The organism is Lentzea rhizosphaerae (genome assembly GCF_042649515.1).
GTDB lineage: Bacteria > Actinomycetota > Actinomycetes > Mycobacteriales > Pseudonocardiaceae > Lentzea > Lentzea aerocolonigenes.
The window spans coordinates 48,764-74,797 of sequence record NZ_JBHRZI010000019.1; the positions used below are offsets into that span (position 1 = coordinate 48,764).

Below are 26,034 nucleotides of genomic sequence, written 5' to 3' on the forward strand. Positions count from 1 at the left end.
GTATCCGGCACACCTCACTGGATCGAGTGAAGCGCCGCCACCGGGCTCACTCGCGCCGCACGACGGGCAGGCAGCAGCCCCGCACCTGCTGTGAGTGCGGCCAGGACGAACACCACCACGCCGACGGAGAAGACCGGCACCTGCAACGGCCATTCGACGCCGAGCGAGATGATCGCGAGCCACGCGTAGGGGACACCGATGGCGAGCCCGAGCACCGCACCGATGATCCCGTACAGGCCTGCCTCGACCGTGACCAGGCGGCCGAGTTCCTTGCGGGTCAACCCGATCGCGCGGAGCAGCCCGGATTCACGGGTCCGTTCGAGCACCGACAACGCCGTGGTCGAGCCTACTCCCACGACCGCGATCAACATGGTGAGGAACAGCAGTCCGACCGCGATTGCCACCAATGTGGTGAACCAGTTCTCCTGCGCCAGGCGACGGTCGGTGAGCGACTCGACTTCATACCCCGCCGGAACAAGATCCTTCGCACCGTTGGCGAGCGCGCCGACCGGATCACCCTCCACATCGGACGAATGCAACAACGCACTGCCGAGCGGAACACCGCCGAACACAGTGGCCGCCACCGTCATCTGCACACCGTTGACGTCGGCACGCGACCCCGCGACCAGCCCGAGCCTGCTCGCCGTGTAGGTCGACAGGATGATGCTGCGCGGCCCCACGCTGTTGAGAGAACCGGTGTCGACGCGAAAGTCCGACAGGTCGCGAAGTCTGGTGATGTCGAGATCGGTGGCCTGCATGGTGAGTCGTCCGTTCACGGTGATCTCGGTGCGCTGGTACGGCAGCACGTCCGTGAGGCCGGCCGCCCGCAACGCCGCCAAGTCGACCGCTCCGGTGATCTCCAGATCCGCTGGGTAGGCACTCGCCATCTCGGCCTTCCCGAGCCCCTGCAACGTGTTGGCGCCGGTCAGCGTCGCGATGACCAGGCTGACGCCCAGCGCCACCACCGCTGTCACCGAGGCGGCACGGCGTGGCGCACCACCCACCCCGCTCACCGCCAACGTTCCGATCGTGCTGCGCCGCAACGCAACACCGATCAACCGCAGCACCGGTGAGATCAACGCGGGTCCGAGCGTGATCAACGCGCCGAACGCCAGCGCACCGCTGATGGTCGTGCGCAGCAGCAGATCTTCGGTCATGCCACTCGGTCGCTGTTTGGAGAAAAGTCCGTCCACGACGACGTTGACCAGCAACACGCCCGCAGCCGAAGCCATCAGGACACCGAGGACCCAGCGCGGCCCGCCGATCCGGTTCCGGGTGTCCTGAACGGCGGAGGTGCGCAGTGCTTCCAACGGCGAGACCTTCGCAGCGGACCACGCCGGCGCCAGCGCGGCGAGCGTCGTCAGCACGAACGACCCGAACACCACGACCAGCGCCGGGGTGAGCGGGACTCCCGGCGCTTCCAGCCCTGCCAGCGGCACGAGCTGCCCCGCGCCCACCGCGAGCGCGACCCCGGCGATCGAGGCCAGCAGCCCGGTCAGCGCTCCCTCGGCGATCAGACTCCGCGCCAGGCGTGCCCGCGACGCACCGACGGCTCGCAACAGCGCGAGCTGCCGCATCCGTTGCGCGAACACGATTCGGAACGTCGAAGTGGACACCAGTGCCGCCACGATCATGGCGACAGTGACGAACGCGCCGAGCAACGCGAACACCTCGACCAGCCGCGCCGCCTTGACCGCGAGAGAACGTTCGGTGATGTCCTTGGCGAGCACGGTCGAGTAGGCGAAGAACGCCGCGATCGTGATCGACAGGACTGGCAGGAACCTCCTCATGCGGCGACCTCCTGAACGACACGTCCGTCGGCCATCCGCACCACGGTGTCTGCGTAGGAGGCGGCCCTGTCGTCGTGCGTGACCATCACGATCGTCTGGCCGAACTCCCGCACGGCCTGACGCAGCAGATTCAGCACGTCCGCGGACGCGCGCGAGTCCAGGTTCCCGGTCGGTTCATCAGCGAAGACCACCTCTGGCCGTGTGACCAGTGCACGCGCCAACGCCACGCGCTGCTGCTGCCCGCCAGACATCTCCGACGGCCGGTGCGACAGCCGTGCCGACAACCCCAGCACCTCGACGAGCTGCGTGTACCAGGCACGGTCCGGACGGCGGCCCGCCAGGGTCAGCGGCAGCAGGACGTTCTGCTCGGCGGTCAGCGTCGGCAGCAGGTTGAACGCCTGGAACACGAACCCGATCCGGTCCCGCCGCACCTTCGTCAGCGTGGTGTCGGAGAGCCTGGTCAGGTCCTTGCCGCCGAGCAGCGCCGCGCCGGACGTGGCCGTGTCGAGCCCCGCCAGGCAGTGCATCAGGGTGGACTTGCCGGAGCCGGACGGGCCCATGATCGCGCTGAAGGCGGCGGGCCGGAACCCGACCGTCACGCGATCGAGTGCTCGAACCGCGGTGTCGCCGGAGCCGTACACCTTCACGAGGTCGACCGCGGCGGAAGCAAAGTTGTTCACATGGCCAGGAAAGTCCAGCACGGAGGTGAGAACCTCAGTCCCGAGCACGGCCTGCCTCTGTCTTTCGGCCGATCTGCGGACCGCACACCGGTGCATAAGGTCGGTGCCGTGCTCTGGAGGTCCGGCGCGATCGCCGCACTGGTCGCCGCCGCATTCGTGGACGCCTACTACGGCCTGTTCAAGTCGCCAGGTCTCTACCTGTGGACGGGGTGGGCCGCGTTCGGCTGCGTCGTCCTGCCCGCTCTCGCCTGGCTGCGCCCGAACCGGGCTCTGGCCGCGCTCGCCGCCACCGCGTGCTTCGCGTTCACCCTGGTCAACCCGCTCGACAAGGAGTTCGGTCTGGCGGAGAGCCTGGCGTTGACCGGCGTGCTGGCGATCACCGCCAACCGGGCCAGGTCGTGGCGGGACGGGCCGCTGATCGGCTGGATCGCCATCGCCCTGGTCACCCAGCCCGTCCAGCGCCCGTTCGACAGCAAGGACCTGACCCTGGCGATGGGTCTGCTGGTCGTCACCACCGGCGTCGTGGCGCTCGTCGGCTACCTGCGCCTGCTCGGCAACGCCAGGGACAAGCAGGTCGCGGCCGTCAAAGCCGAGCAGAAGGCCGAGTTCGCGAGGGACCTGCACGACTTCATCGGCCACCACGTCACCGGCATGGTCGTGCTGGCCCAGGGCGCGAGCCGGATCGTCGAACGCAACCCGGCGCAGGCGAAGCAGGCCCTCGAACGCATAGAGGAAGCCGGCGGTGAGGCGATGACCGCGATGCGCCGCATGGTCGGCATGCTCCGCGACGACGTGCCGATCGCGCCCGTCGCGGGCATCGTCGACATCGAGCCGTTGGTCGCCGCCGAGCCGCGCGCCACCCTCGAGGTCAGCGGGGACACCGCTGACCTGCCGCTCGAAGTCGCCAGCTCCGTCCACCGCGTGGTCTTGGAGTCGTTGACCAACATCAGGAAACACGCCCAGGAAGCGACCAAAGTGGACGTCCAGATCCAGACCACACCGAGCTGGGTCACCGTCAGGATCTCCGACGACGGCAGACCCGCGAGACAGGGCAACGGTTTCGGCCTCATCGGACTCACCGAACGCGTGCAGGCGCTCGGTGGCAGGATCAAGGCAGGACCCGGCATCGACGGCGGCTGGATCGTCGACGCCGCGCTCCCGACAGGAAGGACGACCGCGTGATCAGGGTTCTCGTCGCGGACGACCAGGCGATGGTGCGCACCGGGTTCGGCATGATCCTGGGCGCTGAACCCGACATCGAGGTCGTGGCGGAGGCCCGTGACGGCGTCGAGGCCGTGTCCGAGGCCCGCCGCACCAAGCCGGACGTCGCGTTGATGGACATCCGCATGCCGCGCATGGACGGCCTCGAAGCTCTCAAACAGATCGCGAACGACGTCCACGTGGTGGTGTGCACGACGTTCGACCACGACGAGTACGTACACACAGCGTTGAAGAACGGCGCGTGCGGGTTCTTGTTGAAGGACGCCGGTTCGAACCTGCTCGTCGAAGCGGTCCGTGCGGCCGTCACGGGAGACGCGCTCATCAGCCCGTCGATCACCGTCCGGCTGTTGCAGCACATGAACGCACCTACACCACAGCGGCCGCACAACCTCTCCGCACGCGAGCTCGACGTCGTGAAGCTGGCGGCCATAGGCAGGACGAACGCGGAAATCGCACAAGAACTGTTCATCTCCATCGGAACGGTGAAGACGCACCTCGCGAGCGTTCAGACCAAACTGGACGCACGCAACCGCGTCGAGATCGCTGCCTGGGCGTGGGAAGCCAGGCTGGTCGGCCAAAAGTAGGACCCACAACCGGTCTGCGGACAGAAGTCCCGTTTCCCGCACAACACCAGAATTCGAGCCATGAAGAAACTCCTCCTGCTGATTCCCGTGCTGGCGCTCTCCGCGTGTGGCCAGAAGAGCTACACCTACGAGGCGTTCTACGACATCGAGGGCACCGGCAAAGCCGAGATGACGCTCAACGTCCCCGGCGGCGCATCGCAGTCCGAAACCGTTGATCTGCCGGTCAAGAACCGCGCGATGCTCGCCAACGCGCTCGGCAGGATCACGCTGATCGTGAAGCCGCGGAGCGGCGAGGCCACGTGCAAGCTCCGCGTCGAGAAGGAAAAGGAGATCTCGAACGCGGGCAAGCAAGCGACGTGCGAGTACGAGATCACCGAGGACACCATCAACTGAGTGATCCGTTAAACCTTGCGGCGCACCTTCGTCTCCACTAGGAAACGCGCATGAGGCGAATCGCAGCTGGTCTGGCAGTGGCGGCACTGGCCGTTGGACTCATCACGACCGGAACCGCTTCCGCCCAAGCGGAATCACGTCCTGACTGCGGTTACACGGCGACGCCGGACGAACCTCCCGCTCGTCCGGTGTCCATTCCTCACGACCCGTGGTTCACCAAGGGCAAGGTCCTGGTGAAGGTCAAGACCAACCAGGGCGACATACCGCTCGTGCTCGACCGAGCCAAGGCGCCGTGCACCACGCACAGCTTCATCCACTTGGCACACCGCGGCTTCTACAACCAGACCGAGTGTCACCGCCTCACCGCGTACCCGACGCTGAAGGTGCTGCAGTGCGGCGACCCGTCGAACACGGGTGAGGGCGGTCCCGGCTACAAGTACAAGGACGAGCTGCCGGTCGACCTCAAGCCCGCGCCGAACGACCCGACCGGCCTGCGCCGCATCTACCCGCGCGGCACGCTCGCGATGGCCAACGCCGGCCCGGACACGAACGGCTCGCAGTTCTTCCTGGTGCAGTCGGACTCGATCCTGCGCCCGAACTACACGGTGTTCGGCCAGATCCTGCCCGAGGGCCTGAAGACTCTCGACAAGATCGCGGCCGGTGGCATCGCGGGCGAGAACCCGCTGGACGGCCGTCCGAACCTCAAGTCGGAGCTGAAGTGGGTGCTTCCGCTCGGCGTCTAGCGCCTCAGGCCTACCGGACATATTTTTTGGCGCGAAAAGCACGTTCGGGCCGATAGATGGCCCGAACGTGCTTTTCGCGCCAAACAGCAGCGGCTCGGTCCGGACTTCGATACAGGCGCTAGTGCGAGGCCCACCCCGTCAACGCTCCGTAGAACGCGTCGGAGAGCCGCCGGACCACCTGCTCGTCACGTAGTCCGGCGGACTTCGTCAGATCGATGATCGCGCGCGGGTCGAACAACGCGTTGTGCAGAAACCGTGCCACGGGCAGCAAAGCGTCCGGCAGGCTCAGATCGATCAGCACCCCGCGCAACGCCCGGTCCCATGCCGTGCAAGACAGCGTCGTCAGGACATCTGCGGCGTGCAACCGCTCCAGGTAACCGCGCTGGGACCAGAACCGCACGATGACCGGGCCGTGCACGTTCTGCATCTTCACCCAGCGCGTCACCTGGTGCTCGAACAGTTCCTTGCCGGTCTTGCGGGACCGTTCGCCGTGTTCGGCCAACGACGCTATGACGTCCTCGTGATAGGCCGCCACAAGCGCTTCCACGGACGGAAAATGGCGATAAGCCGTCGCTTGCGAAAGTGCGGCCTCGCGCGCGATCGACTGCATCGTCGCTGTAGCTGGTTCAGCGCGCAGGACGTGCGTCGCGGCATCCAGCAATCGCTTGCGGTTGCGGCGCGCGTCACTGCGGCCGTTCGTCTCCTCCGGCAGAACGCCCTCCCCCCACGACTCTGCTGCGAGTGCAGGATAGGGCGAGCGATCACCGGAACGAGGCGATTCCGGTCAAGGCGTGGCCGATGGATAGCAAGTGGATGTCGGACGTGCCTTCGTAGGTCAGCACCGATTCCAGATTGTTCGCGTGACGCAGGGGCGAGTACTCCAACGAGATGCCGTTGGCGCCGAGGATCGTCCGGCTTTCCCGCGCGATCGCGATGGCGGCCTCGACGTTGTTGTACTTGCCGACGCTGATCTGCTCCGGCTTCAGCGTGCCCGCCTCCTTGAGCTTTGCGAGGTGCAACGCCAGCAGCATCGCGTTGTTGACCTGCACGGCCATGCTCGCGAGCTTCCGTTGCGTCAGCTGGAAAGCGGCGATCGGCTTGTCGAACTGGATGCGCGTGCCGGAGTAGTCCAGTGCCGCCTGCAACGAATCCCGCGCGGCACCGACAGCGCCGAACACGATGCCGAACCGGGCCTCGTTGAGGCAGGAAAGGGGAGCGCGCAGTGAAGTCGCGAGCGGCAGCCGCGCGCTTTCCGGCAGCCGCACCGCCTCCAGCACCAACTCGGACGTGACGGACGCTCGCATCGACAACTTGTGCTTGATGTTCCGCGTCGAGAATCCCGGCGTGCCCCTGGGAACGAGGAATCCTCGAACTCCCTCCTCGGTGCGCGCCCACACCGTCGCCACGTCCGCCAGGCCGCCGTTGGTGATCCACATCTTGGTGCCGTCGAGCACCCAGTCCGAGCCGTCGCGCACCGCCCGCGTGCGCATGCCGGACGGGTTGGAGCCGAAGTCCGGCTCGGTCAGCCCGAAGCACCCGATCGCCTCACCGGCGGCGAGCCGCGGCAGCCACTCCTGCTTCTGCTCTTCCGAGCCGTACTTCCAGATCGAGTACATCGACAGCGAACCCTGCACCGACACGAAGCTGCGGATCCCGCTGTCCACCGCCTCGAGCTCCAGGCACGCGAGCCCGTACGCCAGCGCCGACGTACCGGCGCACCCGTAACCCTCGAGGTGCATGCCGAGCACGCCGAGCTTGCCCAGTTCCTGGGCGAGCTCACGCGGCAGGGTTCCCTCCTCGAACCACTGCCCGACGTGCGGCCGCACGTTGTCGGTCAGGAACGCCGCGACGGTGGCCTGGATGTCGCGCTCCTCGTCGCTCAGCAACGACGGGATGTCCAGCAACTGCAACGGGTCCTGCACTTCACTGCTCCAGCTTCGGCGGGCGCAGCCGGTAGCTGACCGGCGTGCGCGACAGGCGGATGGGGTTCGCGACGAGCGTCATGTCGCCGATCGTCGCGGTCGGGTTGAGGTCCAGCGACTCGGCCAGCGCGAACGCGTGCGCGATGTCGTTCACCGGACCGCACGGAACACCGAGGGGCGTCAGGGTCTCGAACCAGTGCTGTGCCGGACGCGTGCGCAACCGCGCCGAGAGCAGCTCGAACAGCTCGTCGACGTTCTCGACCCGGTCCGAGTTCGTGACGAACCGCGGGTCCGTCGCCAGCTCGGGCACGTCCAGCACCGAGCACAGCCGCCGGAACTGCCTGTCGTTGCCCACGGCGAGCACGATCGGCTGGTCGACCGTCGGGAACACCTCGTACGGCGCGATCGACGGATGCCGGTTGCCCATCGGTTCCGGAACCGAACCGGCCAGCGTGAAGCCGGCGCTCTGGTTCACCATGCTGGACAACAACACCGTCAGCAGGTCCAGCTCGACGAGCTGCCCCTGCCCGGTGGCGTCCCGGTGCCGCAACGCCGCGAGGATGCCCACGCAGGCGTGCAACCCGGTCAGCACGTCGACCAGCGCCACACCGGTCTTCACCGGCTCGTCCGGACCCGGCCCGGTCACGCTCATCAACCCGCCCACGGCCTGCACGAGCAGGTCGTAACCGGCCAGATCGGCGCCCTTGCCGGAGCCGAACCCGGAGATCGAGCAGTACACGAGGTCGTCACGCCCCAACGACTCGTAGTCCAGCCCGAACTTCTTCATCGTGCCCGGTTTGAAGTTCTCGACCACGACGTCCGCCCGCGCGATCAGCTCGCGCGCCTGCTCCCGGCCCGCCTCGGTGGACAGGTCGATCTGCACGGACGTCTTGTTCCTGTTGACGGACAGGAAGTACGTCGCCTCGTCCTCGTAGTGCGGCGGACCCCACGAACGGGTCTCGTCGCCCCGGCCGGGTTGCTCGACCTTGACGACCTCGGCACCGAGGTCGCCGAGCATCATGGTCGCGTACGGCGCGGCCAGCACTCGGCTGAAGTCCGCGATCACCACTCCTTGGAGCGAGCTCATGCGACTCGCCCCTTTGGCGTCGTGTTCAGGGTTGTGGCCTTGGCGACGGCGTGGGCCACGTTCGTCCTCGGCTTTTCCGACGCGGCGGCCAGCATCGTGGCGGGGTTCGCCGGGAGCGGCTCGGCTGAGGCGCGTGCAGCTGTGTGTGTTGCCGTGCCGCGGTTTCCGACCTCGGTGACGACGTGCCCGGCGGTCAGCATCCGGCTGAAGTCTGCGATCACCATCCCTTCGAGCGAGCTCATGCGACTCGCCCCTTGAGCTTCATCGCGGCCAGCACCCGTTCCTGCGCCAGCGCACGTGCGGCCACATGTGTTGTCGTGCCACGGCTTCTCGCCTCGGCGATGACGTGCGCCGCGTTCGCCCTCAGCTTCGAGGACACGACGTCCAGCACCGTCGCGGGGTTCACCGGGAACGGTGAGTACCGCGCGTCCATCCCGAACGCCGCCGCGACCACGCCGCCGGCGTTCGCGATGAAGTCCGGCACGACCGTGATCCCGCGCGCCGCGAGAACCTCCTGTGCCGCAGCGGAAGTCGGCAGGTTAGCGCCCTCCACCACCAGGGTGGTGTCGAGCTCGCCCGCGAGGTCCGCGTCGATCACGTCCTGCAGCGCCGCCGGCACCAGCACGTCGCACGGTGCTCTGAGTTCGGCACCGAGCTCGGAGAGGACACCGCCGTACTCCTCGACCGCGAGATCACTGAATTCTTCTCGCAGCTTCAGCAGTCGTGCGACGTCCAGGCCGTCGGCATCCACCAACGCCCCGTGCACCGACGACACGGCGACGACCACGGCGCCCAGTTCGGCGAACCGCTTCGCCGCTGCGGCACCGACCGCGCCGAACCCTTGCACGGCCACGCGTTTGCCGCGCAGGGCCATCAGTTCGTCCGCCACCTCGGCCACGCCGAACCCGGTGACGCCCAGCTCGTCGTACGGAAGACCGCCGAGTTGAGCCGGTGCGCCCATCATAGCGCCGCGGTCCGACAGTTCGTCCTGGACGATCGCGGCGTCCCGTTCGGTGAGGCCCATGTCGAGGCCGAGCACGTACTCGCGCGGCACCTCGTTGGAGAGCTTGCGCGCGAACGCCCGCAGCACCGCTTCCTTGCCGTGAGAGGAAGGATCGAACGCGATTCCCGCCTTGGCGCCGCCGAAGAACAGGTCGACCCCCGCCCACTTCCACGTCATCACGCGCGCGAGGCGCGCGATCTCGGCGACCGTCACGTTCGGGCTCATCCGCGTGCCGCCCTTGCCCATGCCGCGCGCGGTGTTGTCGATGACGAGCACACCTCTCATCCCGGTCCGCCGGTCGGACACGCAGACGACCTTCTCCGGTCCCCACTCGTCCATGAGCTCGAGAACGTCCATCAGCATTCCCTCACACGCAGTTGAGCTCCGGCCGCGCACGGTCGGCGGCGAAGCGGGAGGCGTCCAAACTGGACACGTCGACGAAGGGCTCGCGGTCCAGCACGAGGTCGCGCACGACCTCGCCGATCGCGGGTCCCTGCAGGAAGCCGTGCCCGGAGAAACCCGTGGCGTAGAAGAACCGGCCGGTCGAACCGATCAGCGCGTTGTGGTCCGGCGTCATCTCGTAGAGCCCGGCCCAGCCGTTGCGCACGCCCACGTCGAGCAGCTTCGGCGCGCGCCTTCCGATCGCCTCGGTGAGCCGCGGCAGCCACTCGTCGGAGACGTCCAGCTTGAAGCCCGGTGTCTCCTCCGGGTCGGACATGCCGAACAACAGCCCGGGGCCCTCGCGGTGGAAGTAGAAGGTGCTGCCGAAGTCGATGGTGAAGGGAGTCACCCGATCGTGTAGCTCCGGCATGGGTTCGGTGAACATGACCTGCCGCCGCAGGGGAGAAACCGGCAGGTCAACGCCCACCATCTCGCCGATCGACCGCGACCAGGCCCCGGCCGCGCAGACGACATTCCCCGCCGAAACGGTGCCGCGGTCGGTCTGCACGCGAAAAGTGTCGGACCCCGTCCCTACGATCGATCTCACGGTGGTTCTGGTGTGGAAACGGACCCCGGATCGGCGGGCCGCGGTGGCGTAACCGAGGACTACGGACTCAGGCGTGCAGTGTCCGTCGTCCGGGGAGAAGGTCGCCGCGAGCAGACCGTCCGTTTCGATCAACGGCGACATCCGTCGTGCTTCCTCGACAGTCAGCATGCGACTGCGCACGCCGAGGGAGTTCTGGAGGTCGACGTTGCGCTCGAACGCCGTGACGTGTTCCCGAGACGAAAGGAGGAACAGATAGCCGACCTGGTGCAGATCGATCTCCTGCCCGGGCCGCTGCGGAAAGCGTTGGAACGCTTCGAGTGATCGGGCGCCGAGCCTGATGTTCAGCTCGTCGGAGAACTGGGCGCGCACTCCACCCGCTGCCTTGCAGGTGGAGCCGGAACCCAGCTCATCCCTCTCCACGACCACGACATCCCGGACGCCTGCCTCGGCGAGGTGAAAGGCAATGGATGTGCCGATCACCCCGCCGCCGATGACGACGACCTCTGCCTGGCTGGGCAGCTCAGGCGAGGCGGAAGTCAAGGTCGGCCTCGATCGCGAGCGTGTCCATCTGCGCCTTCTGCAGCTTCCCGGAGTAGTCCCAGTTCATGGACTGCCAGCGGGTGAACTGGTCGAGCACCCACACGCCCGACTGCCGGGAGCCGTTGCCGCTCTTGCCGTTCCCGCCGAACGGCAGGTGCGCCTCGGCCCCGGACGTCGAGTTGTTCACGCTCACCATGCCGGCGGAGATGCCGGCGCGGAACCGGAAGGCCTTGTCCGGGTCCGTGGTGTAGATCGAGCACGACAGGCCGTAGCCCGGCTTGTTGCCCAGCTCGATCGCCTCGTCCAGGTCCGAGTACTTCATGACGCCGACGATCGGGCCGAACGTCTCCTGGAGGAACAGTTCGTCGTCGGCACGCACACCGGAAACGATTGCGGGGTGGTAGAAGAAGCCGTTCTCACCAGTGAAACCGTTGCGCGGACTGGCAGCCGTGATGCGGCCGGTCGGGCCGTGCACCGTGTGGTGCTCGCCGATCCAGCCGAGGTACTTCTCGTACGCCAGTGCGAACTTCTCGTCCAGCAACGGTCCGTAGAGGACATCGCCAGTCGGATCGCCCACGGTGGCGCCGGCGACGGCCTCGACGAACCGGGACAGGAACTCGTCGTACACCGACTCGTGCACGATCGCCGTGCCGAGCGAGGTGCACCGCTGGCCCGCGGAGCCGAAGCCTGCGAACAGTGCGCCCTGCACGGCCAGGTCGAGGTCCGCGTTCTCGGTGACGACCATCGGGTTCTTGCCGCCCAGCTCCAGGCACGGTGTCTGGAGGTGGCGTCCGCACAGTTCGCCGATCCGCACGCCGACCTCGCTGGAACCGGTGAAGCCCACCTTGTCGACGAGGCCCTGCTGCAGGGCCTGCTCCAGGCCGTTGAACGTCTCCGAGCCCTCGGCGAAGACGATCTCGAACACGCCGGACGGGATTCCGGCCGCCTGGAACACGTCGTAGAAGGCCTGGGCCGACGCGGCGGAGTACTCGGCGGGCTTCCACACGACCGAGTTGCCGCACAGCAGCGCCGGGATGATGTACCAGGACGGCACGGCGACCGGGAAGTTGCCGGCGGTGATGATCGCCGCGACGCCGACCGGGTTGCGGAACGTGAAGAGCTGCTTGTCGGGCATCTCGGACGGCACCGTCTGCCCGTAGAGGCGCCTGCCTTCGCCGACGAAGAAGTTGCAGGTGTCCACGATCTCCTGCACCTCGCCGCGTGCCTCCGCGATCGGCTTGCCGATCTCGCGGGTCACCAGCTCGGCGAGGGGCTCGAAGTTCGCCTCGACGAGCCTGCCGATGTTGCCGATGACCTGTCCACGCACTGGCGCGGGCACGCGAGCCCACGCGCGCTGTGCCGCCTTCGCGCGCTGTGCCGCGTCGACGAAGGTGCGGCTGGTCCCGAGCTCGATCTCGGTGACCACGTCGGAGGTGTTCGACGGGTTCGTGGAGACGTAGGGCATGCACCCACCCTTGTCGTTACCCGGTGGTTCCGCCAGGGGATGCAGAATGAAACCTCGCGAGGTCGAGCATAAGCTGTCCTGGTGCTGAACCCGGTCCACCTCCGGACCCTCGTCGAGGTCGTGAAGACGGGGTCGTTCGCCGAGGCCGCCCGCCGCCTGGGCTACACGTCGTCGGCCGTGTCCCAGCAGATCTCGGCGTTCGAACGCGCCGTCGGCGTGACGCTCTTCGAACGTGAGGCGCACTCGATCAGGCCTGCCAGTGCGGCGCTGCTGATCGCCGACCGCGGTGGCGAGCTGCTGGCGGCGTTCGACGGCCTCGAGCACGAGGTGAAGGCGATGGTGCAGGGCCTGCGGGGGCGGCTGCGGATCGGCACGTTCCCCACCGCGAGCTCGCGGGTCGTGCCGAAGGCGCTGGCGAAGCTGTCGGCGGACCTGCCGGACGCGGAGATCCTCCTGGACGAGGCAGAGCCGGACGACGTGCTGCCGCTCGTGCTGACCGGTGAGCTCGACCTCGCGCTGGTCTACGCCTACGACCTCGTCCCGCGGATGTGGCCGGAGGAGCTGACCGTGGTGCCGTTGCTGGACGAGTCGCTCCTCGTGATGGTTCCGGCCGAGCACCCGGCCGCGAAGAGCAACGTCAAACTCGAAGATCTCAAAGACGAGCGCTGGATCGCTTCCCGCGACGGCACTTCTGGGGCCACCTGCCTCACGCGGTTGTGCGCGGCGTCCGGCTTCGCTCCGCGAATTGCCTTCCGCAGCAACGACTACGAGGTCGTGCAGTCGCTCGTGGCGGCCGGCGTCGGCGTCGCGCTGGTGCCCGCCCTGGGTTACAAAGCGCTACCCGGCACGCATGTGATGCCCTTGCGGCAAAAGCCGTTGCGTCGTCATGTGCACGTCGTCCACCGCACCGCGAACACGAACCCGTTGCTGCGTGACGCGGTGAACGCTCTTCGTGAAGTCTGCCAAGACGCTGTGGGCGGCTACCTGAATCCGCCGTGACGGACGTCTGGGTGAGAAGTGATACGCAGAGTGTGATCTCATGTCTACTGTGAGCGAGTTAGCCCAAATAGCTCATTGCTCTGTTATGTCCGTATTGGGCATGCTTCCGCCCGTCAACGCTGGGGGGCGTGTGGGCGGCGGAAGCTCACGTCTCTCCCCGTGAAGCCTGGGGGACACACCTGATGACGCGTCGCGATGCGGCGCTGCTGCCCTCGTAGCATCTCTGACGATGTCACTGGCGCAGGTACCCGCGTTCGCGGCGCCTCCGCCGAAGTCCACTGCGGTCGATCCGACCGCTCTCCCGGTGCTCAAGGGTGCCGAGGTCAAGCAACCGCCGATCCAGCCGGCCGATCCGAAGGCGGACTTCACGCCGCTGATGGGCACCGGCAGGAGCAGCTTCGACCCGCAGCGTCCAAAGTGGTCTCCAGCTCGACGTTCGTCGACGAGTACGAGAACCCGGACGGCACGCGGACGATCAAGCAGTCGACCGAGCCGCGCAACGTCAAGGACGCACTCGGCAACTGGCGCCCGGTCGACACGACCCTCGTCGCGGACACCCCGACTGCGGCCGGAAGGCGGCTGGTATGGCCAGGCGAACCTGGCACCGGCACGAGGACAACATCCGCCTGGTCGGCAAGTACGCGATCATGGCCGCCGGCGTTGCCGGTGGAGTGGCCTGCGGCATCTCGATCGTCTGCGGCGTCGCAGTGGGTGCGGCAGCCGGGTTTGCCTCGTACGCGGTCATGAACGCGGGAAAATCCAGCTGGAACTGGGGTGAGGCCGCGACCGACACCGCTTTTGGTGCGTTCACCGGCAAGGGAATCGCTGGGGCGGCGCGGTACGTCGCCCGCCGGTATCCCGGAAAGCACGCACTGCTGGCCAGGCATGCCAAGGGCATCCCGCAAATCTGGCAGCGCAACCTCAGGGGACAGACGCACAAGCACCGTAAAGCACCGTGGTGGAAGCCCTGGCGGGGGTAACAGCTGGTAACCGTTGGTAACGTGGTCGCAGCATCGGAGTTGGAGGTACAGAGCCTTGCTACCAAGGATGACGGTGCTGCGAGTGCTCGTCTTCGCGGCCTTCCTGTTCGGCTGTATCAAGGCGTACGACGCGCTGCCGGTACCGGAACGCTCGGTGATGGTGTTCGTCGCGTTGTTCGGCGGACAGCTGCTGTGGGTGGGGTGGGCGCGCAAGGACCAGCCGTTCGAGCGGAAGCTCGTTGACGGCTCGCCGTCCGAAGGGCCCGCCGCGGATCGCCAGGTCTGGCGCGTCCGTCTGTGGGTCCGGCTGGTCGCCGTGGCCGTGCCACTGGCGGGGCTGCCGTTCGTGTTCCAGCCGCAGTTGCTCAACCCGGAATGGACCGGCGGTCTGCCCTTGGTGGAGTTGACCGCCTTGATGTTCCTCTACCTGGCCCTCGGGTTCGCGGCGTGGGCGGCGTTCCGGTCGAGGCTCGACCTCGGCGGGAACTTGGTCCGCGTCACGAACCCGTGGCAGAGCAGGCTGTTCCCGCGTTCGGCGGTGACGAGCGCACGGCAGGGCTCGTACGGCATGGAGCTCGTGCTCGACGACGGCAGCGTGGTCGTGGTGTTCGCCCTGCAGTGCGTGGGTTCGCCCGACTCCGATCCGCCGCCTCGGTGGGTCTCGGCCGCCAGGGCCATCACCGGGCGGGACCCGGTGCGGATGTAGGCGTCATTCGCCGGTCTGACCGTCTGCCAGTTCGCGGAGCAGATCCAGATGGCCCACGTGGCGCGCGGTTTCCTGCGCCACGTGGGCCAGGATCCACCGCACGGTGCGCTCGTCGTCCGCCGCGGTGTCGTCGGGGTCGCGGTGTGCGAGAGCCTCGGCGTTGACCCATTCCGCTTGGTACGCCTGGATCAGCGACTCAGGCGTGTCGTCCTCGGTGAGGTCCCACGACGGGTCCGGATCGCCCTGCCACAACGACGGCAGGTCGAGGCCCGCGCCCGCGATGCACAGCCAGTACCGTTCCACGGCCACCAGGTGCTTGAGCACGCCGAGAGCGGTGAGCTTCGGAGAGGTGGCGATTGGCGCCGCCGCGGCCTGGTCGCGGGTCAGCCCGTCGACCTTCATGACGGCGGTCTTGCGCAGGAAGTCCAGGAACTCCCAGGCGAGTACGCCTTCGTCCTTCGCGAGCTTGGTGGGCCAGGTTCGGGTCACCGCGTGAGTTTGTCAGCCTTGGTGGCGTTGAGGAACGCGACCCACGCGGTCGTTCCGATCGCGAGGTGGGCGGCGGGCGCCTTGCTGTCGCGCACGCCGACGCCGCGGCCGATCTCCACGCAGTCCGTGCCGTTGACGCTGTAGGTGCTCTTTCGCCACTCGGTCATCTGACGTGTCCCCTCACGAAGTGATGCGTTCGATCAGCTCCTTGGATTGTTCCGCATCCAACGCGGCCTCGTCGAGTGAGCTCAGAATCTTCATGTAGGCCTTGGTGGAGTCCTTGTCGTCCAAGAACACCGCGTGGTTCTCCGCATCGATGAATACGACCGGTTCCAGCTTGTCGAACTTCATGAGCGTGAACGACCCTGCCAGACCTGCGTGCGCCCCGGTCGACGTGCGCAGGATTCGGTAGGTGACGTAAGAGCGGGCTCCCATGGTTATGAGGTGGTGCAGCTGATCGGACATGACTTCGGCGTTACCAACCGGGAGACGCAGTGCCTGCTCGTGGATGTAGAATGTCATGCCGCATCGACGCTTGATGAGTTGTTGTTGGCGTGCAACCCGAGCCGCGACGCGATCGTCTGCCTCCTCTTGGGGAGTGTTCGGATTGCTTGCGATCAGCGCGCGGAAGTAGTCGGGCAACTGGAGCGGTCCGGGAACGAGGTTCATGCTCCAGCAGATGATCTGGGTCGCGACGGCCTCGTGTTCACCCAGTGTGCGGGGAAGGATCGGCTGTCTTTCACCGTGTATCTGGAGCCAGCCTGAACGGGTCGTTTCGTGGAACAGCGTCACCAGGTGGCTGGCCTCGTCCAACGGCGTCCGGCACAGGCCGAGCAGGCGCTGGACGTCGCCCTCGGTCACGCCTCCTTTGCCGTTCAGCATGTCGGACAGCTTCGCGGGATCCCAGCCGAGGATCTCGCACGCGCCACGTCCGGTCAGGCCTGCCTTGCGGAGGGCTTCGCGCACGCCCGCGCCAAACTCCCGCCCACGTACCGTGGAGTCTCTCTTTGGCATGAAATGAAGCTAGAGCCAAACATCGAGTGATTCCAACAGGTTCGGCCAAATTCAGCCGAAGGGGCGTCGGTGTTGGAAGACTTCCAATGTCCTATGTGGTCAGTGTTGTTGTCTTCAGTAGTAGTGACGCAGCCTCGGCCAGATTTCTTGCCATGTGCCCGTTGGTGCCGTGCACGACCATATCTCCGTGCCGTCTTCTTCGTTCTCGATGATGTTGTGGTGCTGGGCAACGCGCTTGCACCCGTCGAACGGCAACGTGCCGAAGCCGACGAGCAACACGTTCTTGTCCTGCGTCTGAGGCGGTCCCCAGTCGTAGAAGGACATGTGGCCGGAGTAGACGGGGATCTGCGTGTACGCCGAGATCGCGCCGGCCTGGCCGTAGTTGCGGGTGATCACGACGGGGCGGCCGTTGTCCTGCCACGCCTTCTCGACCGTGCTCGCGAGCTCGGGCCAGCCGACCTGCTCGCCCTGTTCGGGGTTGATGGCGATGACCGGTGCCAGGGCGCTCGCGGGCAGGATGGGGAGCGAGCCGACCAACGCCGGCACGACGCTCAACGCCACGAGCACACCGCCGATCGCCTTGCGGCGCAGGAGCCATTCCTGGGTCTGGCGGGCACCTGCGGCCACCAGCACGAGCAGGAGCGGCACCGCGTAGTAGGGCTTGCCGCCCGTCGCCAGGCACAGCGCGCACAGCACGGGGTAGGCGAGGGCCAGCGCGCGGAAGGTCCTGTCGCGCCACAGGTTCCGGAAGCCGATCACCCACACCGGCACCAGCAACGGCGAGAGCATGAGGAATTGCATGGGGATGAACATGATGCGGTTCTCGGTGCCGTCGTCCGCGCTGATGCCGCGGGCCACCGTGAGCAACGGGAAGTCGTGCAGCGCCTGCCAGATCACCACCGGTGCGGCGATCACCAGGCTCAGGGCGGCTCCGGCGGGCAGCCACCACGTGCGCAGGACGTCGCGCGGTCCGACCGCGACCAGGGCGATCGCCATGGCCGCCAACAACAACAGCAGCAGCCACTTGTTGGCCAGGCCCACGCCGACCGTCGCGCCCAGGGCCAGCCACCAACGGCCGTCCCTCGTCTTCAGCAGCCTGACCGCGAAGTAGCCGATGAGGACCCAGATCAGCAGGTCGACGGTGGCGGTGGACAGCATGTGGCTCACAGCGAGCACGAAGGTCGACGTCGCCGACGCGGTGGCCGCCAGGACCTCACCACCGCCCAGTTCCCGGGCGATCAGAGCGACCACGACGGTGATGGCCAGCGCCAGGAGAGTCGCGACCACGCGGAGGCCGACCGGGGCCTCGCCGAACAACGACGTGCTCAGGCGGGCGAGGATCGGTGTGATCGGCGGCTGGTCCACGTAACCCCACGCGGGGTGCTTTCCGGCCGCGATGAAGTACAGCTCGTCCCGGTGGAAGCCGTACCGTCCCGACAACGCGGTCAGCACCACCGCCTGCACGGCGAGCACGATCCCCAGCCCACGTCTCATGGGCGGAAGGTACCGATCGGGCCGATGATCACGTGGTGTTTTTGCGGTACCAGCGGGGTGAGGTGTTGATCGGCGGCTTGAGGTTCGCGTTGACCACGATCATGGCCGGTCCCTCGACGTCGTCCAGCGCGTCCCGCAGTCCACCGAAGCCTTCGAGGGTGACGGCCGGGATGCCGAAGCTCTCGGCGAGCTTGGCGAAGTCCGGCCGCGTGAGGTCCACCCCGCTGATGGCGTGGTTCGCGACCTGCTGGTCGTAGCGCAGCATCCCGTAGCCGCCGTCGTCGACGAGCACGATCGTCAGCGGCAGGTTCTCCTGCCTGAGCGTCGCGAGGTCCCCGCACGCGAACAGGAAACCGCCGTCGCCCACCACGGCGATCGTCCGGTGCTCGACGGCCGCGCCGATCGCCGCCGGGAACCCGAACCCCAGCGTGCCCCAGCCGACCGGGTAAGCGAGACCGCGTTCCCTGGTGACGTGGTGGAAGCCGCCGATCCAGTAGCCGGGGATGCACATGTCGGCGACGATCGTGGCTTCGGTGCCTTCGAGCGCCCGCAACAGCTTCACGGCCTCGGGGGAGTCCGCTTCCGCCAGCGCCCGCACCTCGGCGTTGACCGCGCCGACGTGGACAGCGGCGTCCTTCTCGCCGACCATCGCCACGAGCGCCGCGGTGACGGCGGCCGCGTCGCCTTCGACCGTGACGTCCGCGGGATAGTTCTTGTTGGCGTCGGCCTTGTCGACGTTGACGGCCAGCAGGGTGTGAGGCTTGGGCTGCAACCAGTTCTGCGTCATCATCCCGTCGAAGTCCGTGCCGATCGCGATCACGAGGTCGGCGGAGTCCCAGAGCTTCCCGACGGGCGGGGCGTGCACCGGCCCCCGCACGACGAAACGGCTGTCGGTCAATCCGCGTGCGCCGTAGGTGGTGACGATCGGCGCACTCAACTTGTCCGCCAGCGCACCAACGGCGGCACCGGCTCCCGATCGCGCCGCGCCGCCGCCGGCCCAGATCAACGGCCTCGACGCCTGACTGATCAGCTCGACCGCTTCGGTGAGGTCCGGGACTGCGTGAGCCTGTTCGTTCTTCAACGGGGTGTGGTGCGGAACCTCGGCGGAGAGGAAGTCCGTCGGCACGCCGAGGTAGACGGGCCCGTGCGGGCTCTGCACGGCTTGCTGGATCGCCTTGTCCGCGTACGCGCCCAGCTCCTGCGCGGAGGGGACGTCGAACGACGCCTTGGTGACCGGCCCGAACATCGCGCGCTGGTCCCGCGTCTCGTGCAGCACGCCCCGGTAGACCCCGGGCTGCCGCAACGTGCTGGGAACGTCCGTGGCGATCACCAGCACCGGGCTGCCCGACGCCCACGCCTCACCGGTGGCACCTAGCGTGTTCGCCGCACCGGGCCCCGTCGTCACGACCGCGACGCCGAGCTTGCCAGTGGCCCGTGCGTAGCCGTCTGCCGCGTAGACCGCTGTCTGCTCGTGACGCACGCCGATCATGCGGATGCCGGGATGCTTCTGCAGGGCCTCCCAGACGGCGAGGTTGTGCACGCCGGGCAGGCCGAACACCACCTCCACGCCGTGCGCGGCAAGCACTTCCAGCAGACCCTCGGCACCCCTTGGCATGCGCCGACGCTAAGGCGTGCTTACGGCGGCGGCAACGGCCGTGCAGCAGGTCTGGTGCTGAGCCTCACGTGCGCCACGGCTGGTGTGAACGTTCCGGTACCCGGGTCGGAACGACGTGACGGAAAGCGCCGGGTGTTCGATCGGGCCGGGTACGGAATCGAGGAAGTGGAATCCGGAGGTGGCGCGCCGCCCTGCGAGTAATTCGGCCTCGTCCCCGCTCTGTTTCACCCTCTGGGGTGAATTGATTGCGCGGGTCAGCCCACACCGGCGAACCTGTTCAGCCGAGCACCGCGAAGTGCCCGCCGTCGATGGTCCACCCACTGTGGCTAGGTCAATTCCACGTCGTGTATCACTACAGCGAGCTGGCAGACCGTCCGGTCGGTCCAGTGTTGGAAAGGCGGGCGGAAACGGGTGGTTCAACACGAATCAACAAGTTTTGTTTCCTGTGGATTTACAACTGTGTGAATTGCTGTGCAGATGATTGAGGGTTGAACCATGTTCACGGCGTGGCCCCTTGTGCCACGATGTGCGCGACCGCACGACCTGGGGGGTTGGAGATGCTGTACTTCGGTGGGCTGTTCGGAGTGGTGATGTTGTGCCTGACGATCTTCGCAGTCGTGGACGTGATCACGACCGACGAAGGTTCCGTGCGCAACCTGCCGAAGTTGTTGTGGCTTCTCCTGGTCTTGCTGTTCCCGTTGGTTGGCTCGATCGCGTGGTTCGTGGCGGGTCGTCCGGTGGTGGGGACCGGACGTGCGCGCCTCGGTGTATTCGAACGTGATGCTTCTGCTTTTCCCGAGTACAACCGGCCGGGGCGGTTCGCGGCCACCAATCCTGACGACGACGAGGAGTTCCTGCGCCGCTGCCGTGAGCGCGCGGAGGAACAACGACGCAAGGGACGCGAGAACCAGTGAGGATAGTCCTGCTGTTCTTAGTTGTTCTGCTCGCCGGCTGCGGCGGCAACGCCCAGATGGCGGCCCCACCCACCGCACCGCAGACGTCCACTTCGGACAAACTGGCGCCGGGTGAGTTCCAGGCGCGCTGGTGGACGTGGGCTTCCCAGCCCGCGAACAGCAACCCCGTCTCCGACACCTCCGGGCGGTTCTGCATGCGGGACCAGCCCGTCGAGGTCTGGCTGCTCGCCGGTTCGCTCGGCGACGGGCCGGTGGAGCGGCAGTGCCGGGTCCCCGCCTCCAAGCCGCTGCTCGCCCCCGTCGTGAACCTCGCGAGCGACGTCGCCGGCTGCGAGAGGTTCATGAAGAGCGCCCAGGGCGAGGTGCTGCTGGACGGTTCCACGCAGGCGCTGACGAGGGTGTCGGCCACGCCGTTCACCTACGAGGCGCGCGCGGGCAACCCGTTCGGCAACCAGGTCGGCAGGATCAACTCGGTCGGCTGCGGGCTGTACGCGTGGATCAACCCGCCCGCGTCCGGCGAGCACGAGCTGCACATCCGCGGTTCGGCCGACGGCAAGGACGTCGACGTGAAGTACAAGCTGATCGTCGGCGCCGACTAAAACCAGGTGCGCGGTTCGGTAACGTGGTCAGCGGCGTCCGAGCAGACGTGAGGCTGGAGCCGCTCCCCGGCAGTGAGCGGCACTCTCCGCCGCAGTGTTCAGCAACTCCTGCTCACCGAAGCGAACCGACCACGTAGACGCGTGCACATGCGTCCTTGTCGTGCCGAGCCGGGCGGCGGAAACGAGGACTGCTGTCATGGCACGTCTGTCCACCACGGACCAGCTCGCCGATCTGCGGCGCATCTACACGGGCGAGAACCTGTCCCAGGCGGTCCCTGCCGTCCGCGGAGGGGAACCACTGCCCGACGCGACCACCGAAGCTCAGCACCAGCTGGAGGCCAAGGTCCTGGTCGCGGCGTGCACCGCGGCCAGCGTGCTCCAGCTGATGCCGCCCGCGAGCATCATCAGGCCCGCCCACGCGTTCCGGACTGTGGAACCGGGGGAGACCCTCAAGCTGCACCTGACCGGCAGGGCGCTCGGCCCGCTGCTGTTCGAACTGCTGCCGCGCACCGAGGCCGGTTCGGGCCTGGGCGTCGCGGGTCTGACGCACCGGCAGTACCGGCGGTCGGCCGAGCTGACCACCGGTGATGCCGGCGTCGTCCTCGTCGGGGTCGACGAGCGGGCGTGGGACCTCGGCCTGCGTTACGTGCGCTGGATGCACGACTTCCGCGGCCTCGAGTACACCGACGGCGGTGGGGACGATGCGCCGACGGCCGAAGCGGCCACTGGGAGCGCTCTCCTCCGCCGGGTACACCTGTGGCATGAAGCGAGCTGGCTGCGAGCACTTCCCCTGGGCGAGACGTGGTTCGTCGAGTGGGCCGGAGGTCCTGCCGAGGCGGAGATCCGCGACCGGCTCGGTCACCGGGACTTCGGCACCACCCGCGAGATCACGCTCCGCCGCATCGACGCACCCGCCGAGGACGTCGAGGAGGGCATGCGGACCTATCCGTGGCCCGAGGAGTTCGTGTCTGCCGTCACGGCTGCTGAGCCTGATCAGCGGCCGGACCGCCGGTAGACTGCGCTTTCGCCCGCAGGAACGATCGTCAGGAGGACCCCGGTGACCCAGCAGGCTGCCGAGGCCCAAGCCGAAGCCACGCGCAAGGCCCCGCGCGTCCTCGTCGCCGAGGACGAGGCGCTGATCCGTCTCGACCTCGTCGAGATGCTGCGCGAAGAGGGCTACGACGTGGCGGGTGAGGCCGCAGATGGTGAAGAGGCCATCAAGCTCGCGACCGAGCTCAACCCCGACCTGGTGATCCTCGACGTGAAGATGCCCAAGGTCGACGGGATCGAGGCGGCGCAGCACATCGCGGGCAACCGCATCGCACCGGTCGTCATCCTCACCGCGTTCAGCCAGCGCGACCTGGTCGAACGCGCCCGTGACGCGGGTGCGATGGCCTACCTGGTCAAGCCGTTCGCCAAGCGGGACCTGGTGCCCGCGATCGAGCTGGCGATCAGCCGGTTCAACGAGCTGGCCGCACTCGAGCAGGAGGTCGCCGGGCTCACCGAGCGCCTGGAGACGCGCAAGGTCGTGGAACGCGCCAAGGGCATTCTCATGACCAAGCAGGGACTGAGCGAGCCGGAGGCGTTCCGGTGGGTGCAGCGCACCGCGATGGACCGCCGCACCACGATGAAGGCCGTCGCAGAGGCCGTCATCGAGAACTTCGGCTGAGTTCGAGCCACACGGAGTCCGTCTGCCGCCCCGGATCCTCGGGGCGCAGGCGGACTTCGACGTTGTGGCTGCCCTTGAGGGAGATGAGCAGCTCGTGCCTGCCGCCGACGCCGCCGGGCATCGGCACGGTCGCCACGTGACCGCTGTCGATGTACACCTCGAAGCCCGCCACAGGCGCCACTGATCGCGCGGAGGCGGCGTCGAGGGTGATCACCAGCATCGCCTCGTTCGGCGTCACAGCGGCGAACTCAGCCGTCATGACGGGCAGAACGGGCGCGGGCTCGTCCGGGGCGTTCGGCAGCTTCACCGGCGACGGCCCCGGCACCTCCAGGTAGCTCTCCAGCACCTGGGCCTGCGACGCGCCGGGCATCCGCAGCACGAACGGCGTCAGCGCGTCCGGTCCGTCCGGCGCGAGCAGTTCGGCCGGCACGTCGCCGGCCACGGTCAGCTCGCTGTCCTCGGCCGCGGACCAGCCGTCCACCACCGGCCGCATCGGCAGCCGGGCCGAACCGAGCTGCGCGACCAGGCCGTTCAGGTCGCCGCCGTCGCCGATCCGGACCGTTGCCCGCAATCGCGCTGAGGGGACCCCACGCAACGGTGCACGCGCCGTGCCTATGCCCGGCGCCTCCTCGTCGGGCTCCAGCACCCGCAACGTCCCCGCGATGACCTGCGTTTCGGTCACCTCGTCCGGCGGCGGGAGCGAACCGCTGAAGGCGATCGTGTCGATCACCACCCGTCCCGGATAGCTCGGCGGGGGAGTCACACCGATCAGCACGCTCGCTTCGCGCCACTTCGGCACGACATCCGACATGGCAATCTGCGCGCCGTCTTGCAGAACGCGCACACCATCGCGTGTGAGTACTACTTCGAATCGATGCAGAACGCCCGCACCGCGCGTGCCCGGCGAAACTGAATCGTCCACCACCACGCGCACGGCATCAGCAGGAGGAATGGGCCCGACGCGATCCGGTGTGCCGGGCACGAGATCGAGCACGAGCTTTCCGCGAGGTCCGGCCGCGTCCGTCACGACGGCCACCCTGCCGAGTTCGTCCGCGTCCTTCAGCTGGAGAAGCGGCCGCGCGCGCAAGACGGCGGTGTCGTTGCCGCACGGCATGTCGATCACCAGGCGGCCTGCCGAGCCCGAGCCGGGGTTCACGCAGCCCCGCCGCCCGCTGAGGTGGTAGCGGCGCTCCAGGAACGTGCTGTCGAAGTCGTCCAGCCACCCGGTGTACGCCCGGCGCCAGGAGTCGTCGCTGGGACGTTCCTCGGCCCTGACCGGCAACGACCGCTGACCGAACGCGTCCACGGCGCGCACTTCGGGGCGTCCTGAACCTGAGACCTCCGGTGACGCGACGACCCGGCCGTTGACCTCGTACCCGGACGCCCCGGTCACGGGCGTCCATTGGACCCTCCCGTCACTGCTCCAAGCGGAGGACGGCGGCTCGGGAGCCGCAGGTCGAGTGGGCAACGTGACGGAATCCGCGGCGTACTGTGTCAGTCGAACGGGTTCTGAGCTGGGCTTTTTCGGCGTGTCGTCGGCCTGCCGGAGCACCAGCACCGCCGCGATGAGCACCGCGGCTGCACCCACCACTGCGATCACTCGACGACGCGGAGTCATACGTCGAGGTTATGGCAGCCGTCCAAAGAGTGAACGCGGGTTACGTTATGTAACTTTCCCTAAGTAAAACATAACGCCGCGTTGCGTTATGGTCACGAGCCCATTGGCATGGATGACTGGGGTCACAGTCATCGCCTAGGTTCCGGCCATCCCTCAGGAGAGGGTGCAGGAGCGGTGCGCGGAGAACTCGCGTCGCCGGGAGCAGGGATATAGGAGGGACATCACGTGCGTAAGCACTCTGTGAAGTCCGCTGCGATTGTCGGCGCCACGCTGCTCGTCGTCGCAGCCTGTGGCTCGAACAAGGAAGAAGGCGGCACCGCGGGGGGCAGCTGCGACACGTCGAAGGGCACCTTGACCGTCGGTGTAGTCGCCCCGCTGTCCGGCAACCTGTCCGCTCTCGGCATCGGCATCAAGCAGTCCGCCGAGCTCGCCGTGGACGAGGCCAACCAGAAGTGCACGGTCAAGGGCTACAAGCTGACCGTGTCCGCCCAGGACGACGAGGCGAACCCCGCCAAGGGCGCCCAGGCGGCCACCAAGCTGTCGACCGACCCGAACGTCGTCGGCGTCGTCGGCACGCTGAACTCGTCGGTCGCCCAGACGGTGCAGCCGATCCTGCGGGACAAGAAGATCCCCCAGGTGTCGCCCGCCAACACGAACCCGACGCTGACCAGGGGCAACGACTTCCTGACCGCCCCGAAGCGCCAGTTCGACAACTACTTCCGCGTCTGCGCCACCGACGACCTGCAGGGCCCGTACGCGGCCAACTACCTCGTCGAGAAGGCCGGCAAGAAGAAGATCGCCATCATCACCGACGGCAAGACCTACGGTGCGGGCCTCGCGGCCGAGCTGTCGAAGCAGGTCGCCAAGAAGGGCGGCACGATCGTCGGCCAGGAGACCGTCGGCGAGAAGGACACCGACTTCTCCGGCGTCATCGCCAAGGTCAAGGCGCTCGCCCCGGACGCCGTCTACTACGGCGGTGAGTACCCGGCCGCCGGTCCGCTGTCCAAGCAGATGGCCAGCGCGGGCCTGAACGTTCCGCTGATGGGCGGCGACGGCATCTTCGACGGCAAGTTCATCGAGCTCGGCGGCAAGGAGGGCGACCTCGCCACCTCCGTCGGCGCGCCGACCGAGTCCCTGGCCACGGCCAAGGCGTTCGTCGACGCGTACAAGAAGAAGTTCGGCAAGGAGGACTACGCCGCCTACGGTGCGTTCTCCTACGACTCCACGAACGCGATCATCGGTGCCCTGGCCAAGACCGTCGACGGCGGTGCCTGGGACGAGTCGAAGCGCGACGCGATGCTGACCAACGTCGGCTCCTACAGCGGCTCCGGCGCCACCGGTGAGATCAAGTTCGACCAGTACGGCGACAGCACGAACAAGGTGCTGACCGTCTACTCGGTCACCTCTGGCAAGTGGAAGGACGTTCAGACCGGCGAGTTCACCGGCTGATCGGCTACCTGGTCATCTGATTGAAGCCACGGCGGGGGCGGGCGTTGTTTGCTCGCCCCCGTCGTTTACGGA

Annotated in this window: 27 protein-coding genes; 12 read left to right on the plus strand and 15 right to left on the minus strand. The window is 67.5% G+C overall.

Features of this window, described 5'->3' with window-relative positions; all coding sequences use genetic code 11:
• Positions 1-14: 14 nt before the first annotated feature.
• Together ACFOWZ_RS24220 and ACFOWZ_RS24225 are read right to left on the minus strand one after the other, a co-directional pair.
• Positions 15-1,790, minus strand: a complete 1,776-nt coding sequence (locus ACFOWZ_RS24220) for an FtsX-like permease family protein (protein WP_382376137.1) — start codon at positions 1,788-1,790, stop codon at positions 15-17.
• Positions 1,787-2,470, minus strand: coding sequence for an ABC transporter ATP-binding protein (locus tag ACFOWZ_RS24225; protein ID WP_382376139.1), 684 nt, complete (start codon positions 2,468-2,470; stop codon positions 1,787-1,789). Before ACFOWZ_RS24225 ends, ACFOWZ_RS24220 begins: the two co-directional genes overlap by 4 nt.
• A 108-nt stretch (positions 2,471-2,578) precedes the next feature.
• Here ACFOWZ_RS24225 and ACFOWZ_RS24230 point away from each other — a divergent pair, with 108 nt between their 5' ends.
• From ACFOWZ_RS24230 to ACFOWZ_RS24245, 4 genes are read left to right on the plus strand one after another with little or no spacing between them, the layout of a single operon-like run.
• Complete coding sequence (locus tag ACFOWZ_RS24230) at positions 2,579-3,652, plus strand: sensor histidine kinase (RefSeq protein WP_382376141.1); 1,074 nt, start codon at positions 2,579-2,581, stop codon at positions 3,650-3,652.
• The gene (locus ACFOWZ_RS24235; RefSeq protein ID WP_382376143.1) at positions 3,649-4,275 is read left to right on the plus strand and encodes a response regulator; all 627 of its coding nucleotides are present in this window, start codon (positions 3,649-3,651) and stop codon (positions 4,273-4,275) included. The genes ACFOWZ_RS24230 and ACFOWZ_RS24235 overlap by 4 nt, the downstream gene beginning before the upstream one ends.
• A 60-nt stretch (positions 4,276-4,335) precedes the next feature.
• Positions 4,336-4,668 (plus strand): hypothetical protein, encoded by a 333-nt coding sequence (locus tag ACFOWZ_RS24240; RefSeq protein ID WP_382376145.1) that lies wholly within the window; start codon positions 4,336-4,338, stop codon positions 4,666-4,668.
• A gap of 50 nt (positions 4,669-4,718) precedes the next feature.
• Positions 4,719-5,411, plus strand: a complete 693-nt coding sequence (locus tag ACFOWZ_RS24245; protein ID WP_382376147.1) for a peptidylprolyl isomerase — start codon at positions 4,719-4,721, stop codon at positions 5,409-5,411.
• 118 nt (positions 5,412-5,529) lie between these two features.
• Here the strand turns inward: ACFOWZ_RS24245 and ACFOWZ_RS24250 are convergent, their stop codons facing one another.
• From ACFOWZ_RS24250 to ACFOWZ_RS24280, 7 genes are all read right to left on the minus strand, one after another.
• Positions 5,530-6,072 carry a TetR/AcrR family transcriptional regulator gene (locus ACFOWZ_RS24250; RefSeq protein WP_382376149.1) on the minus strand — a complete coding sequence of 181 codons (543 nt, stop codon included), beginning with the start codon at positions 6,070-6,072 and terminating at the stop codon, positions 5,530-5,532.
• A 100-nt stretch (positions 6,073-6,172) separates the two neighbouring features.
• Positions 6,173-7,333 (minus strand): acyl-CoA dehydrogenase family protein, encoded by a 1,161-nt coding sequence (locus tag ACFOWZ_RS24255; RefSeq protein WP_382376150.1) that lies wholly within the window; start codon positions 7,331-7,333, stop codon positions 6,173-6,175.
• 1 nt (position 7,334) lies between these two features.
• A complete protein-coding gene (locus ACFOWZ_RS24260; RefSeq protein ID WP_382376152.1) occupies positions 7,335-8,420 on the minus strand; it encodes a CaiB/BaiF CoA transferase family protein in 1,086 nt (361 codons plus the stop codon).
• Positions 8,417-8,662, minus strand: coding sequence for a hypothetical protein (locus tag ACFOWZ_RS24265; protein ID WP_382376154.1), 246 nt, complete (start codon positions 8,660-8,662; stop codon positions 8,417-8,419). Before ACFOWZ_RS24265 ends, ACFOWZ_RS24260 begins: the two co-directional genes overlap by 4 nt.
• Positions 8,659-9,780: a Glu/Leu/Phe/Val family dehydrogenase gene (locus ACFOWZ_RS24270; RefSeq protein ID WP_382376156.1), complete on the minus strand. Its 1,122-nt coding sequence runs from the start codon at positions 9,778-9,780 to the stop codon at positions 8,659-8,661. The genes ACFOWZ_RS24265 and ACFOWZ_RS24270 overlap by 4 nt, the downstream gene beginning before the upstream one ends.
• A gap of 10 nt (positions 9,781-9,790) precedes the next feature.
• Entirely contained in the window at positions 9,791-10,951 is a 1,161-nt protein-coding gene (locus ACFOWZ_RS24275; protein WP_382376158.1) for an NAD(P)/FAD-dependent oxidoreductase, read from the minus strand.
• Positions 10,932-12,416, minus strand: coding sequence for an aldehyde dehydrogenase family protein (locus ACFOWZ_RS24280; protein ID WP_382376160.1), 1,485 nt, complete (start codon positions 12,414-12,416; stop codon positions 10,932-10,934). Before ACFOWZ_RS24280 ends, ACFOWZ_RS24275 begins: the two co-directional genes overlap by 20 nt.
• Positions 12,417-12,497: 81 nt before the next feature.
• Between ACFOWZ_RS24280 and ACFOWZ_RS24285 the strand changes: the two genes are divergently transcribed.
• From ACFOWZ_RS24285 to ACFOWZ_RS24295, 3 genes are all read left to right on the plus strand, one after another.
• Positions 12,498-13,415, plus strand: coding sequence for a LysR family transcriptional regulator (locus tag ACFOWZ_RS24285; RefSeq protein ID WP_382376162.1), 918 nt, complete (start codon positions 12,498-12,500; stop codon positions 13,413-13,415).
• Between the two features lie 584 nt (positions 13,416-13,999).
• Complete coding sequence (locus tag ACFOWZ_RS24290) at positions 14,000-14,395, plus strand: hypothetical protein (RefSeq protein ID WP_382376164.1); 396 nt, start codon at positions 14,000-14,002, stop codon at positions 14,393-14,395.
• Positions 14,396-14,462: 67 nt separating this feature from the next.
• Positions 14,463-15,101, plus strand: coding sequence for a hypothetical protein (locus ACFOWZ_RS24295; RefSeq protein WP_382376166.1), 639 nt, complete (start codon positions 14,463-14,465; stop codon positions 15,099-15,101).
• A 3-nt stretch (positions 15,102-15,104) separates the two neighbouring features.
• On the opposite strand, the gene ACFOWZ_RS24300 is transcribed toward ACFOWZ_RS24295, so the two are convergent.
• The 5 genes from ACFOWZ_RS24300 to ACFOWZ_RS24320 form a co-directional block, all read right to left on the minus strand.
• Entirely contained in the window at positions 15,105-15,590 is a 486-nt protein-coding gene (locus tag ACFOWZ_RS24300; protein ID WP_382376168.1) for a mycothiol transferase, read from the minus strand.
• Positions 15,587-15,757, minus strand: a complete 171-nt coding sequence (locus ACFOWZ_RS24305) for a DUF397 domain-containing protein (RefSeq protein WP_382376170.1) — start codon at positions 15,755-15,757, stop codon at positions 15,587-15,589. The genes ACFOWZ_RS24300 and ACFOWZ_RS24305 overlap by 4 nt, the downstream gene beginning before the upstream one ends.
• Positions 15,758-15,770: 13 nt before the next feature.
• The gene (locus ACFOWZ_RS24310; protein WP_382376172.1) at positions 15,771-16,604 is read right to left on the minus strand and encodes a helix-turn-helix domain-containing protein; all 834 of its coding nucleotides are present in this window, start codon (positions 16,602-16,604) and stop codon (positions 15,771-15,773) included.
• 114 nt (positions 16,605-16,718) lie between these two features.
• Positions 16,719-18,098: an ArnT family glycosyltransferase gene (locus ACFOWZ_RS24315; protein WP_382376175.1), complete on the minus strand. Its 1,380-nt coding sequence runs from the start codon at positions 18,096-18,098 to the stop codon at positions 16,719-16,721.
• Positions 18,099-18,126: 28 nt separating this feature from the next.
• Complete coding sequence (locus tag ACFOWZ_RS24320; protein WP_382376177.1) at positions 18,127-19,713, minus strand: thiamine pyrophosphate-binding protein; 1,587 nt, start codon at positions 19,711-19,713, stop codon at positions 18,127-18,129.
• A gap of 557 nt (positions 19,714-20,270) precedes the next feature.
• Here ACFOWZ_RS24320 and ACFOWZ_RS24325 point away from each other — a divergent pair.
• The 4 genes from ACFOWZ_RS24325 to ACFOWZ_RS24340 all read left to right on the plus strand — a co-directional run bounded on the left by ACFOWZ_RS24325 (position 20,271) and on the right by ACFOWZ_RS24340 (position 22,895).
• Complete coding sequence (locus ACFOWZ_RS24325) at positions 20,271-20,627, plus strand: PLDc N-terminal domain-containing protein (protein WP_030466611.1); 357 nt, start codon at positions 20,271-20,273, stop codon at positions 20,625-20,627.
• Positions 20,624-21,226: a hypothetical protein gene (locus tag ACFOWZ_RS24330; protein WP_382376180.1), complete on the plus strand. Its 603-nt coding sequence runs from the start codon at positions 20,624-20,626 to the stop codon at positions 21,224-21,226. Before ACFOWZ_RS24325 ends, ACFOWZ_RS24330 begins: the two co-directional genes overlap by 4 nt.
• A 196-nt stretch (positions 21,227-21,422) precedes the next feature.
• Entirely contained in the window at positions 21,423-22,241 is an 819-nt protein-coding gene (locus ACFOWZ_RS24335; protein WP_382376182.1) for a hypothetical protein, read from the plus strand.
• Positions 22,242-22,283: 42 nt separating this feature from the next.
• The gene (locus ACFOWZ_RS24340; protein ID WP_030466608.1) at positions 22,284-22,895 is read left to right on the plus strand and encodes an ANTAR domain-containing response regulator; all 612 of its coding nucleotides are present in this window, start codon (positions 22,284-22,286) and stop codon (positions 22,893-22,895) included.
• Here ACFOWZ_RS24340 and ACFOWZ_RS24345 read toward each other — a convergent pair.
• Positions 22,876-24,288 carry a hypothetical protein gene (locus ACFOWZ_RS24345; RefSeq protein ID WP_382376184.1) on the minus strand — a complete coding sequence of 471 codons (1,413 nt, stop codon included), beginning with the start codon at positions 24,286-24,288 and terminating at the stop codon, positions 22,876-22,878. The two genes, ACFOWZ_RS24340 and ACFOWZ_RS24345, sit on opposite strands and share 20 nt — an antisense overlap.
• Before the next feature lie 450 nt (positions 24,289-24,738).
• Here ACFOWZ_RS24345 and ACFOWZ_RS24350 point away from each other — a divergent pair, with 450 nt between their 5' ends.
• Positions 24,739-25,962, plus strand: a complete 1,224-nt coding sequence (locus ACFOWZ_RS24350; RefSeq protein WP_382376186.1) for a branched-chain amino acid ABC transporter substrate-binding protein — start codon at positions 24,739-24,741, stop codon at positions 25,960-25,962.
• The last annotated feature ends 72 nt before the right edge of the window (positions 25,963-26,034 follow it).

What these genes read in the sequence shown, in the direction of transcription:
- ACFOWZ_RS24220 (WP_382376137.1), bottom strand. Translation starts at nt 1,790, where the DNA reads ATGAGGAGGTTCCTGCCAGTCCTGTCGATCACGATCGCGGCGTTCTTC.
- ACFOWZ_RS24240 (WP_382376145.1), top strand. Translation starts at nt 4,336, where the DNA reads ATGAAGAAACTCCTCCTGCTGATTCCCGTGCTGGCGCTCTCCGCGTGT.
- ACFOWZ_RS24245 (WP_382376147.1), top strand. Translation starts at nt 4,719, where the DNA reads ATGAGGCGAATCGCAGCTGGTCTGGCAGTGGCGGCACTGGCCGTTGGA.
- ACFOWZ_RS24260 (WP_382376152.1), bottom strand. Translation starts at nt 8,420, where the DNA reads ATGAGCTCGCTCCAAGGAGTGGTGATCGCGGACTTCAGCCGAGTGCTG.
- ACFOWZ_RS24265 (WP_382376154.1), bottom strand. Translation starts at nt 8,662, where the DNA reads ATGAGCTCGCTCGAAGGGATGGTGATCGCAGACTTCAGCCGGATGCTG.
- ACFOWZ_RS24270 (WP_382376156.1), bottom strand. Translation starts at nt 9,780, where the DNA reads ATGGACGTTCTCGAGCTCATGGACGAGTGGGGACCGGAGAAGGTCGTC.
- ACFOWZ_RS24280 (WP_382376160.1), bottom strand. Translation starts at nt 12,416, where the DNA reads ATGCCCTACGTCTCCACGAACCCGTCGAACACCTCCGACGTGGTCACC.
- ACFOWZ_RS24290 (WP_382376164.1), top strand. Translation starts at nt 14,000, where the DNA reads ATGGCCAGGCGAACCTGGCACCGGCACGAGGACAACATCCGCCTGGTC.
- ACFOWZ_RS24295 (WP_382376166.1), top strand. Translation starts at nt 14,463, where the DNA reads ATGACGGTGCTGCGAGTGCTCGTCTTCGCGGCCTTCCTGTTCGGCTGT.
- ACFOWZ_RS24305 (WP_382376170.1), bottom strand. Translation starts at nt 15,757, where the DNA reads ATGACCGAGTGGCGAAAGAGCACCTACAGCGTCAACGGCACGGACTGC.
- ACFOWZ_RS24310 (WP_382376172.1), bottom strand. Translation starts at nt 16,604, where the DNA reads ATGCCAAAGAGAGACTCCACGGTACGTGGGCGGGAGTTTGGCGCGGGC.
- ACFOWZ_RS24315 (WP_382376175.1), bottom strand. Translation starts at nt 18,098, where the DNA reads ATGAGACGTGGGCTGGGGATCGTGCTCGCCGTGCAGGCGGTGGTGCTG.
- ACFOWZ_RS24320 (WP_382376177.1), bottom strand. Translation starts at nt 19,713, where the DNA reads ATGCCAAGGGGTGCCGAGGGTCTGCTGGAAGTGCTTGCCGCGCACGGC.
- ACFOWZ_RS24325 (WP_030466611.1), top strand. Translation starts at nt 20,271, where the DNA reads ATGCTGTACTTCGGTGGGCTGTTCGGAGTGGTGATGTTGTGCCTGACG.
- ACFOWZ_RS24335 (WP_382376182.1), top strand. Translation starts at nt 21,423, where the DNA reads ATGGCACGTCTGTCCACCACGGACCAGCTCGCCGATCTGCGGCGCATC.